At 57.6% G+C, this 15012-nt stretch carries 12 protein-coding genes; 1 reads left to right on the top strand and 11 read right to left on the bottom strand.

Annotated elements, in window-relative coordinates; translation table 11 throughout:
• Nucleotides 1-2 precede the first annotated feature (2 nt).
• From MYS68_RS02390 to MYS68_RS02340, 11 genes are all read right to left on the bottom strand, one after another.
• Nucleotides 3-914 (bottom strand): carbohydrate ABC transporter permease, encoded by a 912-nt coding sequence (locus MYS68_RS02390; RefSeq protein ID WP_248924290.1) that lies wholly within the window; start codon nt 912-914, stop codon nt 3-5.
• Entirely contained in the window at nt 914-1918 is a 1005-nt protein-coding gene (locus tag MYS68_RS02385; RefSeq protein WP_248924289.1) for a carbohydrate ABC transporter permease, read from the bottom strand. Before MYS68_RS02385 ends, MYS68_RS02390 begins: the two co-directional genes overlap by 1 nt.
• Entirely contained in the window at nt 1908-4883 is a 2976-nt protein-coding gene (locus MYS68_RS02380) for an extracellular solute-binding protein (protein ID WP_248924288.1), read from the bottom strand. Before MYS68_RS02380 ends, MYS68_RS02385 begins: the two co-directional genes overlap by 11 nt.
• Nucleotides 4884-4911: 28 nt before the next feature.
• Entirely contained in the window at nt 4912-6021 is a 1110-nt protein-coding gene (locus MYS68_RS02375) for an ABC transporter ATP-binding protein (protein ID WP_248924287.1), read from the bottom strand.
• A 138-nt stretch (nt 6022-6159) separates the two neighbouring features.
• Nucleotides 6160-7158, bottom strand: coding sequence for an aldo/keto reductase (locus MYS68_RS02370; protein ID WP_420852200.1), 999 nt, complete (start codon nt 7156-7158; stop codon nt 6160-6162).
• A 51-nt stretch (nt 7159-7209) separates the two neighbouring features.
• Nucleotides 7210-8412: an LLM class flavin-dependent oxidoreductase gene (locus tag MYS68_RS02365; protein ID WP_248924285.1), complete on the bottom strand. Its 1203-nt coding sequence runs from the start codon at nt 8410-8412 to the stop codon at nt 7210-7212.
• A gap of 574 nt (nt 8413-8986) precedes the next feature.
• A complete protein-coding gene (locus tag MYS68_RS02360) occupies nt 8987-10351 on the bottom strand; it encodes an LLM class flavin-dependent oxidoreductase (protein ID WP_248924284.1) in 1365 nt (454 codons plus the stop codon).
• A 25-nt stretch (nt 10352-10376) separates the two neighbouring features.
• The gene (locus MYS68_RS02355) at nt 10377-11753 is read right to left on the bottom strand and encodes an LLM class flavin-dependent oxidoreductase (protein WP_248924283.1); all 1377 of its coding nucleotides are present in this window, start codon (nt 11751-11753) and stop codon (nt 10377-10379) included.
• 324 nt (nt 11754-12077) lie between these two features.
• On the bottom strand, nt 12078-12362 hold the full coding sequence (locus MYS68_RS02350) for a hypothetical protein (RefSeq protein WP_248924282.1): 285 nt from the start codon (nt 12360-12362) through the stop codon (nt 12078-12080).
• A 168-nt stretch (nt 12363-12530) separates the two neighbouring features.
• A complete protein-coding gene (locus tag MYS68_RS02345; protein ID WP_248924281.1) occupies nt 12531-12770 on the bottom strand; it encodes a YncE family protein in 240 nt (79 codons plus the stop codon).
• A 35-nt stretch (nt 12771-12805) separates the two neighbouring features.
• On the bottom strand, nt 12806-14362 hold the full coding sequence (locus MYS68_RS02340; RefSeq protein WP_248924280.1) for an MDR family MFS transporter: 1557 nt from the start codon (nt 14360-14362) through the stop codon (nt 12806-12808).
• Between the two features lie 141 nt (nt 14363-14503).
• Here MYS68_RS02340 and MYS68_RS02335 point away from each other — a divergent pair, with 141 nt between their 5' ends.
• The gene (locus tag MYS68_RS02335; protein ID WP_248924279.1) at nt 14504-14995 is read left to right on the top strand and encodes a MarR family winged helix-turn-helix transcriptional regulator; all 492 of its coding nucleotides are present in this window, start codon (nt 14504-14506) and stop codon (nt 14993-14995) included.
• Nucleotides 14996-15012: the final 17 nt, after the last annotated feature.

The following is a 15012-nucleotide window of genomic DNA, read 5'->3' as shown; positions in this document are numbered from 1 at the left end:
CTTTACTTGATCCCCGAATGAGCCATCGTGGCGATCACTTTTCCCTGCAAAAACAAAAAAATGACGAGGTTCGGTACGAACATGATGAGCGCCGCCGCCGCTGCCGCCCCTTGCCGCGCCACGAGATTGGCCTGGTTGCTGGTCAATGTGGTCAGAAAAAACGGGAAATTTTTCATATCGTCGTCCTGCATGAACAAGGAGGACGTTTCCACGTTGCCCCAGGCGTTCTGGAACGTCAAAATCGCTACCGTGGCGACGGCCGGCATGCAGACCGGAATCACCACCCGCAAAAACACGACGAGTTCGCCGGCCCCGTCCATACGGGCGGCCTCGAGCAAATCGTTCGGCAGCTGGTCGATGAACTGCTTAAGCAAAAACACGCCGACCGGCATCGCGAGCAGCGGTAAAATATGCGCCCAGTACGTGTTCATGATCCCGAGACGGCTGACGACCAAATACCGCGGAATCTGCATGACTTCAGGCGCAAACATGAGCGTCAGCAAAACAAGCGCAAACACCTGTTTATGCCCGGGAAATTTGAGCTTGGAAATCGGGTACGCGCACATCGCGCTGACGATCGTCACCCCTGCGACCCCGGCAATCGTAATGATCGCGCTGTTGAACAAATACCGCGACATCGGGACGGTGGAATTCGCCGCAACGAGAAACAGCTCGGTGAAGTTTTGCAGCGTCGGCTCCCGAACGAAAAAGTTCGGCGGATATACGAACAGCTCGTGATAAGGCTTGAAAGCGTGACCCACGATATAAACGATGGGCAGCAGCATAAAGGCGGCGAGCAGCAGCATAAGCAGCGTGAGCGCCTTCTGAAAGCCGTCAAGCCGGTTTTCGCGGGCCAGCCGCTTCGCTTGTTTCCAAACGTTCTGAAGACCCGGCGTGAATCCGTTTCGTTTCATCACTCATCCTCCCTGGAGCCGAACAGCCCCCAGCTCAGTTTGTTGGACAAATACATCAGGATGAGCAGAAACACGGAAATCGCCGCCGCATACCCCATTTCGAACCGGATAAAGCCGTAATCGTCGATATGGTTGATAATCAGATGCCCGGCATATTCGGGCGTCGGGTTCGTTCCCGACAGCTCGACGCCGATGGCCCCGGCTTTAAACGTCGAGACGATCGCCATCACCGCTCCGAACAGCATCTGCGGTTTCATCGACGGAATCGTGATGTACCATATTTCCTGCAGCCTGCTGCCGATGCCGTCCAGCTTGCCCGCCTCGTACAGCTCCTTGTTGACGTTTAATATGCCGGCCAGCATTGCGAGAAACCCGACGCCCATGCTCGACCAAAGCGTGACGACGATCATCGAGTTCATCAAATAATCTTTGTCCGTCACCCACAGCTTCGGCACGTCGATGAGACCGAGCTGCAGCAGGAGGCTGTTCAAATAACCGATTCGATCACCGGTCAGCATCGGCAGCCAGACGATCGACATGGCGATGCCGGCGGTAAGCGACGGCGTATACATCGCCAAGGCGAACCATCGGCGCAGCGTGCCGGGCAGCTGCGAAATGAGCCAGGCCAGCAGAAAGGCGGCGGCGTATCCGCACGGGCCGACCAGCAGCGCGAACTGAAACGTATTCGGCAGCGCATATTTCAGAAACAGCAGATCCTGTGACAGCAGGTACTGGTAGTTTTGCCAGCCGATGAAGCGGGGCGGCTGGATCGCGTTGAAATACGTGAAGCTCAGCCCGACGGCGGCCAGCACGGGAATCAAAATAAATGCGGTAAAGCTGAGCATAAACGGCGCGATGAACAGGTAGGAGAAGCGATGAGCCCAAAGGACCGCGAGCAGGCCGCGGGCCTTGCTCCGCGCCCTGGACCGCGCTTCGGTTCGCAGCTTTCCGGCTGCGCCCGACGTAGCTGCATCCAGCGCCATTTGCGATGTTTTATCGAACATAGGCGTCGACTCCTTCCCACGGTTTGCTTACTTCCGGCAGACGGAGCGTTTTGACGACGGCTCCGCCGGCATCGACGAACCCGAACTCCTGCTGCTTGCGACGCAGCTCGCGGTTGACGTCGAGCACCGCCGTCTCCAGCGAAGAGCGGTAGTTCATCCCGTCGACGACGGAGCGCAGCCAGGCGTTTTTCAGCTCCCTCTCGAGAAAATAACCGCCGGGCAAATTCGGCACGTCCTTATACCAGCGCCACTGCTCGAGGATTACACGCGCGTCCTCCGGCCTCCACGGCAGCTTGACGAACGCTTCGACATTCGACGTGTTCCAGCGGAAGGCCGGTCCGTTCACGGCTTCGATATCGTTGCCGTAGCGCGCCTGCACATCGGCCGAAACCCACCACTTCAGGAAAGCCCACGCCTGGTCTTTTTTCTTCGACGCTTCGAAAATAACGCCCGTTCGCTGCCCGCCGCCGGCCCAGCGTTCGATCGTACCGTCCGGCTGCTTCACGCCCGGAATTTCCGCGATGCCCCACCGCCCGGTCAGCTCCGGAGCAGCTGCGGCCAGCTGCACGTACATGTTGTAATCGGAGACGCCGATCGGCATCGTACCTCTGCGGAAGTGCTGGTAGAAGCTCGGCACCTCCCGCTCCACCGCGTAAGTGGTGAACAGGTCGGTCCACAGTTTGAACGATTTGAAGCTTTGCGGCGAATCGAGCGACGTCTTGAGCCCGGACGGCTCGAAAAAGTCCGCGCGGTTTTGATAAAAAAACGGCGTATAATCGTTCCGGTTCAGATAAAAATTAAGCGAACGCCGCTGCAGCGCCGGCAGCATCTCCTTGACGTCGTCCCACGTTTGCGGCACCTTCAGGCCGAGCTGCTGCAATATGTCTTTGCGGTAAAACAGAACGAGAAACGACTGCGTTTCGGGAACCGCGTAGTACCCGCCGTTGTAATAAAACGGCAGCCAGGAGCCCGGGCTGAACCGCTTCTGCACCTCCTCAAAGCCCGGGAATTTCGACAGATCGGCGACGCTTCCGCGGATCGCATAATCGACCGGCAAATCCTGCGTCAGTCCGAGTGCCACGTCCGGCTGCACTCCGGCCGCGTTGGACATGACGAGCAGCTGCGGCGTCGGCAGCAGATTGACCTTGACCTTGATGCCCGTCTCCGGTGTAAACTGCTCATCCGCCAGCTGCTGCAGCTGGTCCACGTAGTCGCGCCCCCGCTGCACCCAGACGTTCAGCACGCGGTCGTTCAGCTTGCTCAAGCTGTCGCGCGCCTCAAAGGAGTAGAAGAAATTTTTCACCGTGCCCACCGCTTCAGAGATCCATGAAGCTTCCATGCTCGGGAACTTTTTTTCGGCCGGAGCGATGTAAATTTCATCCAGCTGGAGCGGCTGCTGCAGCAGCGTATCGATAAAATTGCTGATTTTCTGGTTCATGCTCGTGATTTGATCGGCGTAATAAGGAACGTCGTCGAGTTTCTCCAGCAGCGTTCGAATGTCCTGGGCCGATGTGGCGAGCCCCTGGCTGACGCTGTCCTTCCCGCCGTTGATCCGCTGCAGCTCTGCGGAAAGCGATGACATCGTTCCCGCCGCCTTCTCCAGCCGCTCCCGCAAATCCGGCAGCTCCTGCGCGACCTTCCACGTCCGGTTGCGGTCGACCAGTCCCCCGGTGAGCGAACGCAAATCCTGCTCGATCCGGCGAAGCTGGCCGGACAGGTCGTCGATCCCGATTAACACCGGCTTGATCGGCGCATGGTTCACGGCGATCGACAGCTCATGCCGGCCTTTTTTTAAGTAAAATTCGTACGGTTTTCCGTCGGCCGATTGAAGAACCGTACCCTTCCAGTCCGAGGAGTACGGAAACCGGTAGTCGAGCAGCTCGCGGAACGGCGTTTTTCCGTCGATGCTGATGCGGCGGAACGACGCTTTTTGCGCAATCGCGTTTTGCAGCGTCCGCAGCGCCAGCTTGTATTTGCCGGTTTCCGGGACATCAAACGTCCAGGTGATTTCCTGATTTTGATACAGCCACCGCCGGCCTCCGACGGTGTTATATGTAATTCTTCCTTTCGCCACCGGCACGGTGCGCGGATCGGTGTCGGAAAACAGCTTGATCGACGTATCGTTTTTGAACGACAAATCTTCGGCCTGCAGCGTAAACCCGTTTGCCTGAACGGGAGCGGATGACGGGTAAGCGCCAGATACCTCCGCGTAGGTGCCGATTTTTTGCGGGGGCACGAGCCGAAGCTCCTCCAATGCCACCGGCTCCCGCCCGCTTAAACGGATCGTATGGGCGCCTGCGGCGAGGTACCATTTCAGCGGCTCGGCATAGGCGCCCTCGGAGTCGATGAACGGCTTCGCGCGCCATGCGGCAAGCTCCAAGGAACGCGGGCGCACCTCGTCCCCGTCGTCGTTTTTCACAATGGGCCGGGCGTCCGTCCATTCGCGGTACAGCGTAATGGAGGAAGCCTCGCGAAACGGCCGTTTGCCGTCGAGCGCAACATCCCATACGATCGGATTCCCGATGCCGCTGCCCGGGAGCGGACGGTAGGAGGCATGAATCTCATACAGTCCAGCCGCAGGCACGTCGAACCGGTACTCGATCCAGCCCGCTTCCGCACCCTTCCAGAGCAGCACGTCCGGCTTGCCGTCCATACTGCCCGGGGCAGCTGACACGGCATCCGAGCGGGCGGAAGGCACTGCGGCCCGAATGGTGACGGCGCCCGTCGCATCGGGAACCCCTTGATCTTGCCACGCCTTCAGCGCCGACGCATAATACGGCTCAATCGCCGAAGGGTCGCCGGCCGCTTGCCGGCCCGCCGGCGGCCCTGTCTTCGGCTCGGCCGCAATGGCCGGGGATTCGCCCGCCGGCAGCGGAACCGGCATGACGGAGGCCGCCAGAAGAGACACCAGCAGCAGGAGTATCCGCCGTTTGCGGGACATGCCGCTGCGCGTTGTGAAAACCATAGGCACACTCCTTTCTCAGGCCGGTTCCCTAATCTTTGAATCTTTCGCCGGTATCGATGTGAAAAAACAACGCTTTGGTCATATCCGGCGCAATCCGCACTTTTTCGTTGTCCTCGTATTGGAAATGCGGGTTCACCCGGACAACGAGCAGCCGGTCCTGCCCGATATCGAGATGCAGGAAGCGGTCCGCCCCCATCAGCTCGCTCAGCTTGCACTCGCCGGTCAGCAGCGTGTCGGAGTACAGCCCCTCCAGGCTGATATACTCCGGCCGCAGCCCCATCGTCACCGTCCGGTTCAGCTGCTTATGTTTGAGCAGCATTCCGGCTGTATCCGCAGGAATTTCCAGCGAAAACCGCGAGGTGGAAAATTCCAGCTTGCCCGGAACGTTTTCGACGATGCGTCCCTCGATAAAATTCATCTGCGGCGAGCCGATAAAGCCGGCGACGAACGTATTGCTCGGATAGCGGTAAATCACCTCCGGCTTGTCGACCTGCTGGATGATGCCGTCCTTCATGACGACAATCCGGTCGCCCATTGTCATCGCTTCAACCTGATCGTGCGTCACGTAGATGAAGGTCACACCCAGCGACTTGTGAAGCTTGATAATTTCCGTGCGCATTTGCGCGCGCAGCTTGGCGTCCAGATTGGACAGCGGCTCATCCATCAGGAACACCTTCGGACTTCGGACGATCGCCCGGCCAAGCGCGACGCGCTGCCGCTGTCCGCCGGACAGCTCCTTCGGCTTGCGCTCCAAATATGGCTCGATTTCCAGCACTCTGGCCGCCTTTTTCACCGCCTGATCGATTTCGTGCTTCGGCAGCTTCCGCATGCGGAGACCGAAGGCGATGTTCTCGTACACCGTGAGATTCGGGTAGAGCGCATAGTTTTGAAACACCATCGCGATGTCCCGGTCTTTCGGCGGCAGATGGTTCACGAGCGTATCCCCGATATAAATTTCCCCTTCGGACACGTCCTCCAGCCCGGCGATCATCCGCAGCGTCGTCGATTTGCCGCAGCCGGACGGGCCGACAAACACGAGAAATTCCTTATCCTCAATCTCGAGATGAAAATCTTTCACGACATCGTGTTTGTCTTTGCCGTATCGTTTGTACAAATGATTGATCCATATTCCTGCCATCTTGTCAGCGCTCCTCGGCTCCAATGGGCGGCTCTAAAACAAACTATGCTCATGAAAATAGTCGGATTAAATGCTGCAGCACGCGTATATGGGACGTCCCTAGCGGTACCTTTCTCCATTCACAGCTTTCCTGCCCTCTCAACGCTGCAAGGCGACATCGGGATGTGCACCGCTCGTAATCTCATCGATTTCGGCAAGCTCCTTCTCACTCAGCTTGTCACCGACATACTGAACCGATTCGAGCACCTGTCTCGGATTCGAAGCGCCTAATATGGCGGACGTGACATGCGGCCTGCTGACGACCCACGTGAGTGCGAGCTGCGCCAGACTCCAGCCTTTACGGGCCGCGATGCTCCTTAAACGCACCACGATTTGGAAATTCCGCTCTTCCTCGAGCAGCGCCTGCAGCCGTTTTTCTCCGGCCGCCCCGCGCGTCCCCGGAGGAGGAGCCTGTTCGAAGGCGTATTTGCCGGTCAAAAGTCCGCGTCCGAGCGGGCTGTATACGATGACCCCGACCTGCTCCGAAGCGGCGAAGGGCAGCAGCTCCCGCTCTATTCCCCGGGCAATAATGCTGTATTCGGGCTGTACACTTTCGTACCGGTGCAAATTCAACTGCGCCGAAATCCCGTGCGCTTTTGCGATTTGCCAAGCGGCGTAGTTGGAGCAGCCTATGTACCGGACTTTGCCTTGGCGGACCAAATCGTCGAGCGCTCTGAGCGTTTCTTCGAGCGGAGTATGCTCATCGAAACGGTGCACCTGATACAAGTCGATATAATCCGTTTGCAGCCTCCGCAGGCTATTTTCGACCGCGCGAAAAATATGATAGCGGCTTTGCCCTGCGTCGTTGGCCCCGGCTCCCACCCGTCCGTGCACCTTCGTGGCCAAGATGATCTGCTGCCTGCGGGAGCCGAGCAGGTTGCCCAAAATCGTTTCCGACTGCCCCGACTCCAGCGGATTGCCGGTGTCCGATCCCTTTCCATACACGTCGGCGGTGTCGATCAGTGTAATCCCCGCATCCAGCGCCACATCCAGCACCTCGGCCGATTGCTTCTGATCGATCCATCGCCCGAACGCCATCGTCCCGAGGCTTACTTCCGACACCTTCAAGCCGGTTCTTCCCAATTTTCTCAGTCCAATAGTCACAACAAAAATCTCCTTATTTGTTAATTTCTTGATCCACAGTTTCGGTTACGATACTGAAATCTTTTGCCCGGATGCCGCCCGTTCCCGCAGCTTTCTCCGAACCGCCGGAATGAGCGGCCCCGATAACGTCGCTTCCTCCAGATTCGGATATCCGGACAAAATAAACGAAGAGACGCCAATGTCGATATATTCGATGAGCCGGTCCGCTACCTGGTCCGGCGTGCCGACGAAGGCCATCGCTCCCCCGCCGCGAATGGCGGACAACCCGGCCCAGAAATTCGGCCCGATCACGTAGTCGTCTTTCGCCGCAAGCTGGCGCACCCGGTTTTGCCTTTGCTGGCCTTCCGATTCGGCATGCAAAAAACGCGTTTCCGTTTCATGCAGTGTGGCGGGATCGACCTTGCTAACGATCCGCTTGGCCGCAGCCCATGCCTCCTCTTCGGTGTCGCGGATCACCACCTGCGCGCGCATGCCGTAGCGGATCGTCCGGCCGATGCCCTGCGAAACCCGCAGCCGCTCGCGGTGATATTCCACCTCTTCGATCTGCTCCCGGATCCAGTCGAGCGGCTCCGCCCACATCAGGTAAACGTCGGCGATTTCCGCCGCCGTCCGTTTGGCCGCCACCGAGCTGCCGCCGAAATAAAACGGAGGGTGCGGCCTCTGAACCGGGGCCGGATAACTTACTCCGCCTTCGAGCGAAAAATATTTGCCGGAAAAATCAAGTCTTTCGATCTCCTTCTCCTTGCTGCGGTTGGCCAGCAGCGTATTGCCTTCGACGTTATGCGAATTGATCCACAATTGGCGGACGATCTTGATATATTCCGCCGTCCGTTCATAACGCGCCTCCTTGTCGAACGCCAGCGGATCGCCCATCGCCTTCATATCCTCCGCCGAGCTGCCGGTCACGATGTTAAACAAGGCACGGCCTCCGGTCACCTCGTCAAGCGTCGCACCCATCCTGGCGGCGAGCGCCGGAGCGATCAAGCCGGGGCGCATCGCGATCAGCGGCTTGAACACCTTCGTATGGGCGGCCAGCGTAGCTCCCATAATCCACGCGTCCGTGCATGCGCCTCCGGTCGGAATGAGCGCAAACGTATAACCGGCTTCCTCCACCGCTTGAGCGACCCGGATCATGTACGCCGTGTCGACCACCCGCTCCGGCTTGACGCCGATATACGGCCCGTCGCCTCTTGTCGGCATATACCAGCCGAATTCCGGTTCGATGAGATCAATCGTTCGGAATGTCATATGAGCCACGCTCCTTCTTTTGCATAAATTTGATAACATCCGTAAGCGAAAAAAACTGCCATGCCGGTCTTCCTCACCCGCCGACCCGACAAACAGACCGAACCAGCCGGGTGTTCGCAAAGATCGCAAACATAGAGGAACTGACATTCGCTATTCTCGGGAAAAGGAGCGCATCTCAAAAATAGAGGAACTGAAGTGCGCTAAACTGATGGAAAATCACTTAAACATTGGAAAAAAAGGGAAATAACGCATCCGAGTTCCTTTATTTTCGGCTAATCACTCAAAATGGCCATTATAGCGCACTGTAGTTCCTTTATGCCCCGGGGAGCAAGCACGGCGAGCTGTTAGGGCTTAACTGACAACATTCCCCGTCAACCGGGAAGTTCCCGGAAAAACTGCCTTTGGGCGTTGGACGGACAACACGTCGCTTCACCAACTGCACAGCGCCGAAAAAACCACCTTCTCCCGTGCTGTTACAGAGAATTAACCCCGTCACCCACGTCGGACAGACGGAGTCACCCGAAAAACCCCGTCACCTCCACATCGACCGGTCGGCCCTCCGGACAAACCGCCGTCACCCCCAGCCTGCGTCGCCCGACGCCGCAAGGCTTTGCCCGCTTGCCGCCCACACTTTGTTGTGGCGGTTTTCGGGGCGGGCCAGCCCGTAATTTTCCCGCAGCGTCGCGCCTTCGTAGGCCGTGCGGAAAATGCCGCGGTTTTGCAGCTCGGGGATCACTTTGTCGACGAAATCTTCCAGCCCCTTCGGAAAAATCGGCGGCAGTATATTGAAGCCGTCCGAACCGCCCTCCCGAAACCACTTCTCGATAAAGTCGGCGACCTGCAGGACGGAGCCGGTGAACGTGATATGCCCGTGCCCTCCGGCACTCCGGCTCACAAATTGCTTGATCGTGAATCTCTCCCTGAACGCCGCGTCGATAATGACGTCCCGGCGCGACGTGATGCCTACCCGGAACTGCTCCGCCGGTCTTAGCTTGTCAAGCGGCACAGGAGCATCCAGCAGGTAGTCGGCAAGATCCACGGTAAAGTAACGCGACAAGTTCGCAAGAGATTTCCGGAGATCGAGCAGCGAAAAAAGCTCCTCCTCCAAATCTCTCGCCTCCGCTTCCGTATCCCCGATGATCGGGCACAATCCGGGCAAAATAAGCAGTTGGTTCGGCGTTCTGCCGAATTTGGCCAATCTTCCCTTCACGTCGCGGTAAAATTCCTGCGCCGCACCAAGCGTCTGCTGGGCCGTGAACACCGCATCGGCCGTTCTCGCCGCCAGCTCCTTACCGCCTTCGGAGGAGCCGGCCTGCACGAGCACCGGATGCCCTTGAGGCGGGCGCGCGATGTTCAGCGGACCTTTCACCTTGTAATACTCGCCCGCAAAGTTGATGTTGTACACCTTGTTCAAATCAATCCGCTTGTCGTTGGCCTTGTCGTATACGAGCGCATCTTCCTCCCAGCTGTCCCACAGCTGTTTGACCACCTCGACAAATTCTTCGCCGACCTTATACCGCTGCTCCACGTCCGGATGCTCGTCGCGTCCGAAGTTATGCGCCGCCGATTGGGCGGTCGTCACGACATTCCATGCGGCGCGACCTTTGCTGATATGATCCAGCGAAGCGAACTGGCGGGCAACGTGATACGGGTCGTTATATGTAGTGCCAACCGTGGCGATGAAACCGATATGCTTCGTCCGCAGCGCCAGCGCCGAGAACAGCGTGAACGGCTCCAGCCGGCGGGATACGCCGGAATAGCCGTCCGCCACGAACAGCGCATCCAGCAGGCCGCGCTCGGCGATGTTCGCCTGATTCGCGAAATGCTCCAAATCCAGGCTTCCATGCGGATTGACCGACGGATGCCGCGAGGATGCGGCATGGTGCCCGGTTCCGCGTATAAATACGTTAAAATGGGCTTTTCTGCCGGAAATCGTCAATGCAATCACCTCATATCGACTACGTTTAATGTGCGGCTTCGGCTACGCTGCTTTGCGGGAATTGATGACGTGCCGACCAAATTCCTTTATTTTTATTCTCAGGGCGAGCCAGCCCCAAATTTTCCCGCAAGGTGGAGCCTTCGTAAGCCGTCCGGTAAATGCCGCGGTTTTGCAGCTCGGGGATCACTTTGTTAATGAACACTTCGAGGTTGTTCGGCACCACCTGCGGCAGCAAATTAAATCCGTCCGCCCCCCGTTCGCGCAGCCAGGTCTCGATAAAATCGGCCACCTGCATATAGGAGCCGGTGAAGGTAACATGCCCGTGGCCTCCGGCGCTGCGGTTGATAAATTGCCGGATCGTCGTTTTCTCCCTCCGCACGGCGTCCAGCACAACCTCCCGGCGGCTCGTAATCCCGCCAAGCTTGCTTTTGTCTTCCGGTTTGACCTTGTCGATCGGCACCGGATCGTCCAGCGAATATGCGGACAAATCAACGGCGAAAAACCGCGACGCCATCTTCAAGGCATGCTCCAGATTCAGCAAAGAGAACAGCTCGTTTTCGATATCCCGCGCTTCCGCTTCAGTTTCGCCGACAATGGCCCCGAGCCCCGGCATAATGACCAGCTCATCCGGATGTCTCCCGTATTTGGCGAGCCGGGATTTGACGTCGGTATAAAACTCCCGAGCCGCTCCTAGCGTCTGCTGTGCGGTAAATATCACCTCGGCGTGCTTCGCCGCCAGCTCTTTGCCGTTCTCGGAGGAGCCGGCCTGCACCAATACCGGATAACCTTGCGGCGGACGCGGAATGTTAAGCGGTCCTTTCACCTTATAGTATTGGCCGGAAAAATCGATCTCGTGAATATTACGGTGATTGACGCGCAGATCGTATTCGTCCCCGGCACCGATGCCGCCGTCCTCATCCCAGCTGTCCCACAGCTGTTTGGTCACTTCGACGAATTCGTCGCCGATTTCGTATCGTTTTTCCGGCTCCGGGTAACCTCCCCACCGGGTAATATTATCCCCGTCGCCGGGAGAATGCCCCGTCACGATGTTCCAACCGGCGCGACCTTTGCTTATAAAATCCAGCGAAGAAAACTTGCGCGCCACATGAAACGGATCGTTATATGTAGTGCTCACCGTCCCGATCAAGCCGATATGCTTAGTGACGGCGGCAAGCGCGGAAAGCAGCGTGAACGGCTCCAGCCTTCTGCCCGTCCCCGAGTAATTGTCCGCCGTAAACAGCGAGTCGAGCAGTCCGCGTTCGGCAAGCTGCGCCAGCTCCACGTACTTGTCGATATCCAGATCGCGATGCGGCTCGGCATCGGGGTGCTTCCATCCCGCCGCATGGTGGCCCGCAATGCGTACAAACACATTGAGATGCACGTTTCTTTCCCTTTTGCTCAATATCCCCACGCTCCGTTCCTGTTTGGTTTCACCGGAAAAACGCAACAAGCTCCCGGTTACAAAATTAACTTCGCGTACTTCTCCAAGCAGAATAAATCCCCCAAAAGTGAAATGAACCTTTGCAGCATATTCCCGGTACTTTTAGGGGAGCCCCCATTTACCCGCAAAAATTAGCTCCGCATAATTTCCCGGCAGCAAAAAAAACCGGAAACAAGCCGCAGCTGCGCAGCCAGTTTCCGGTCGTCCGGTCCACTTGGGTGTAATACCCTATATGAATACTCGGATTTAGGTTAGCACGATTATTCGTTTTTGTAAAGCGATTTTTCAAAACTTGTAAACCGGCTCGAGCCCTCCACGGATTTCCGCCGTAACCGGCTCCGGCATCGAGGTCTCCTCAGACTGAAGCAGACGGACCAGCCTGTCGCGAATTTGCACGAATTCGGCGGCGGTTCTTAAACGCGGGCGTGGAAGCGACACCGGCACGATCTCCTTGATCCTCCCCGGACCGGGCGTCATCACCACAATGCGGTCCGCCAAAAAAATCGCTTCCTCCACGTCGTGCGTCACCAAGATAAACGGTTTTCTCTCCTTATGCCATATGCGCACCATCTCCTCCTGCAGCTTTTGCCGGAGAATCGCATCGAGGGCGGCAAACGCCCGATGCCCCGATTCAAGGGCAGTGGTCTGCGGAGGTGGTGTATTGAATCGGTTACGATCAAAAGACGCTGCGGGAAATCCGCGAGCGCCTCTCGTCGGGGACTGAGCTTAAGCCGGGTTTTATCCCGATATGACCGAGACGGTGTTCCCGACCTGTTTCACCATGTAAACGCGGTTATTCCTCCGGTCAACCACACCTGCGGCGGTTCCGAGCCCGACCCGCACATTGGCGATGATCCGGTTGTTCGCTCCGTTAATGACCGCCACTCTGCTCTGGGCCGTGTCCCCTCCCGCGGTAGCGACATAAATCCGGTTCTGCATATGCAGCGAAGACCCGGATGCCCCGGATTCCACAAACAAATTAAGCCCTCCGGGCTACTCTTCGGCAGGCGTACTTACGGCGCCGCAGCTGCCGTTTGCGCCTTTTCCCGCTTGGGCAGGCGCGCCTTGCCCAAGCATAGCCCGGCTATCAATCCGATGACGGCAGCCGCAAACCCGGCGAGAAACACGCCATGCAGCGCATTCGCAAGAAGATGCTGCAGCGCCGTCAGAACGTCCTGGGGTAAAGAGACCCGTTTTTCAGGATTAAGCAAAATCTGCAGATCGGCCAGACTCTTGAGCTGGGCAGGGGCGGCCGAGGCGAGTCGATCTCCCGGAGTGGAAAGGCCTTTTGCCATTCCAAGGGACAGTACTCCACCCATGACGTTCACGCCGATCGTTCCGCCCATCGAGCGGAAAAATTGGACATTGGACGTGGCGATCCCCCGCATGGAGGCTCCCACGGCACTTTGCACGGCAACGGTAACGGACGGCATCAACGGTCCGATACCGAGTCCGGTTAAGATCATGTACGCCGTCATTTCCCAGCTTCCGGTATGCACGTCCACCCGGGACATCAGCAGCAGTCCCGCGGACATCAGCAGCATCCCCGGCACAATGAGGGTTCGGAACGCCACCTTCCGGACAAGTCTCCCGGCGATGATCGAGCTGGCGCTCACCGACAGCATCATCGGCATAAGGATGTAACCGGCAGCGGACGGCCTCACGCCGATAACTCCTTGAACAAAAAGAGGAATATATGCAATCATGCAGTACATTCCCGCGCTCATAAAGAAAATGGCCGTATTGCTCATCACAAAGACGCGGTTTCGCGCAAGCTGCAGCGGAACGATCGGTTCCTCCGCTTTCGTCTCGATCCACAGAAACAACGCGAGCAGAACCGCAGCCAGTACGAGCAAGCCGACGACCGGGAGCGAATTCCAGGCGTAATGCATGGCCGCTCCTCCTTTTTCCCCGCCGCCGGCCAGAACGAGGCCAAGCAGGAACGATACGATCGAGCCGCTCATCGTGATCGCGCCAAGCCAGTCGATCGGCCTTTTGATGCGGTTCGCCGTCCCTTCAAGCGCCAAGGCGATAATCGCAAATGCAGCGATGCCTAGCGGCAGGTTGATATAAAAGATCCACTCCCAGCGCCAATGCTCCGTAATAAATCCCCCGACGGCCGGCCCCACAATGCTGGACAAAGCGAAGACGCCGCTGAAGATTCCGGAAAATTTGCCGCGCTCCTCCACTGTAAACACATCTCCGATAATCGTAAGCGCCAGCGGAAACAACGCTCCTCCTCCGATCCCCTGCAGCCCGCGGAATACGATAAGCTCCGTCATATTCGACGCCAGCCCGCATAAGGCTGATCCGGCGATAAAAAATCCCATGCCGATCAAATACATCCGGCGGCGGCCATATAGATCGGACAGCTTGCCGAAAATCGGCATGACCGTCGTCGAAGCGAGCATGTAGATGGAGAACACCCAGCTGTAAAGCGCAAGTCCTCCCAAATCTTTCACGACCGTCGGCATCGCCGTGGAAACGATCGTTTGATCCAATGCCGACAGCAGCAGCCCAAGCAGCAGCCCGGTCAAAATAAGCCACTTTTTCTTCGGTTCAATTGGCATTTCCCACTTTCCTCTCCGGATAGATTTTCAATTTGCTTTCCTCAAACAATAAGGTAAAATGAAAATACAGAGTTTGTATATAGTGAGTATACTCACTATGAATATAATCACCTTAATCTCGCGTTGTCAAGGGGGATTTCTATGAGCGCGCCAAAAAAGCCCGCTGAAGGGGCTGTCCCTACATCGGGCGAACTGCTGCATCATTTATTCAAAACGTCGCATCTCCTCCACCGCCAGTTCGAAACGATGCTTGCCGAGCTTGACGTTCCTTCCCACATAACCGGACCGCGGCTGCGCTTTCTCGCAGCGGTGAATAATGCAGGCAAAATCCGCATGAACGAAATGGCCGCGAAGCTCGGCATCCAGGCCCGCACCGTCACCCAATTCGTCGATGCGCTGGAGCAGGAAAAGCTGCTCGTCCGGCTTCCCGATCCGAACGATCGCCGCGCCACGCTGCTGCAGGTCACGGATATTGCGCCGCCGTTGATTGAAAAGGCAAGCGCGGCAATGCGCCAGGTCGCCGATAAGCTGATGGCGCCTTTAACTGCGGAGATGCGGGTGCAATTTATTGAAGCGCTTCACATATTGGCCGATACGGACAGCATGTACGCGACGGATAACAAGGAAGGATAAGTCTGCACCGTATTGGG

Origin of the sequence: Paenibacillus hamazuiensis (assembly GCF_023276405.1) — a bacterium.
Taxonomy (GTDB): domain Bacteria; phylum Bacillota; class Bacilli; order Paenibacillales; family NBRC-103111; genus Paenibacillus_AF; species Paenibacillus_AF hamazuiensis.
This window is presented reverse-complemented; position numbering and strand designations above follow the sequence as displayed.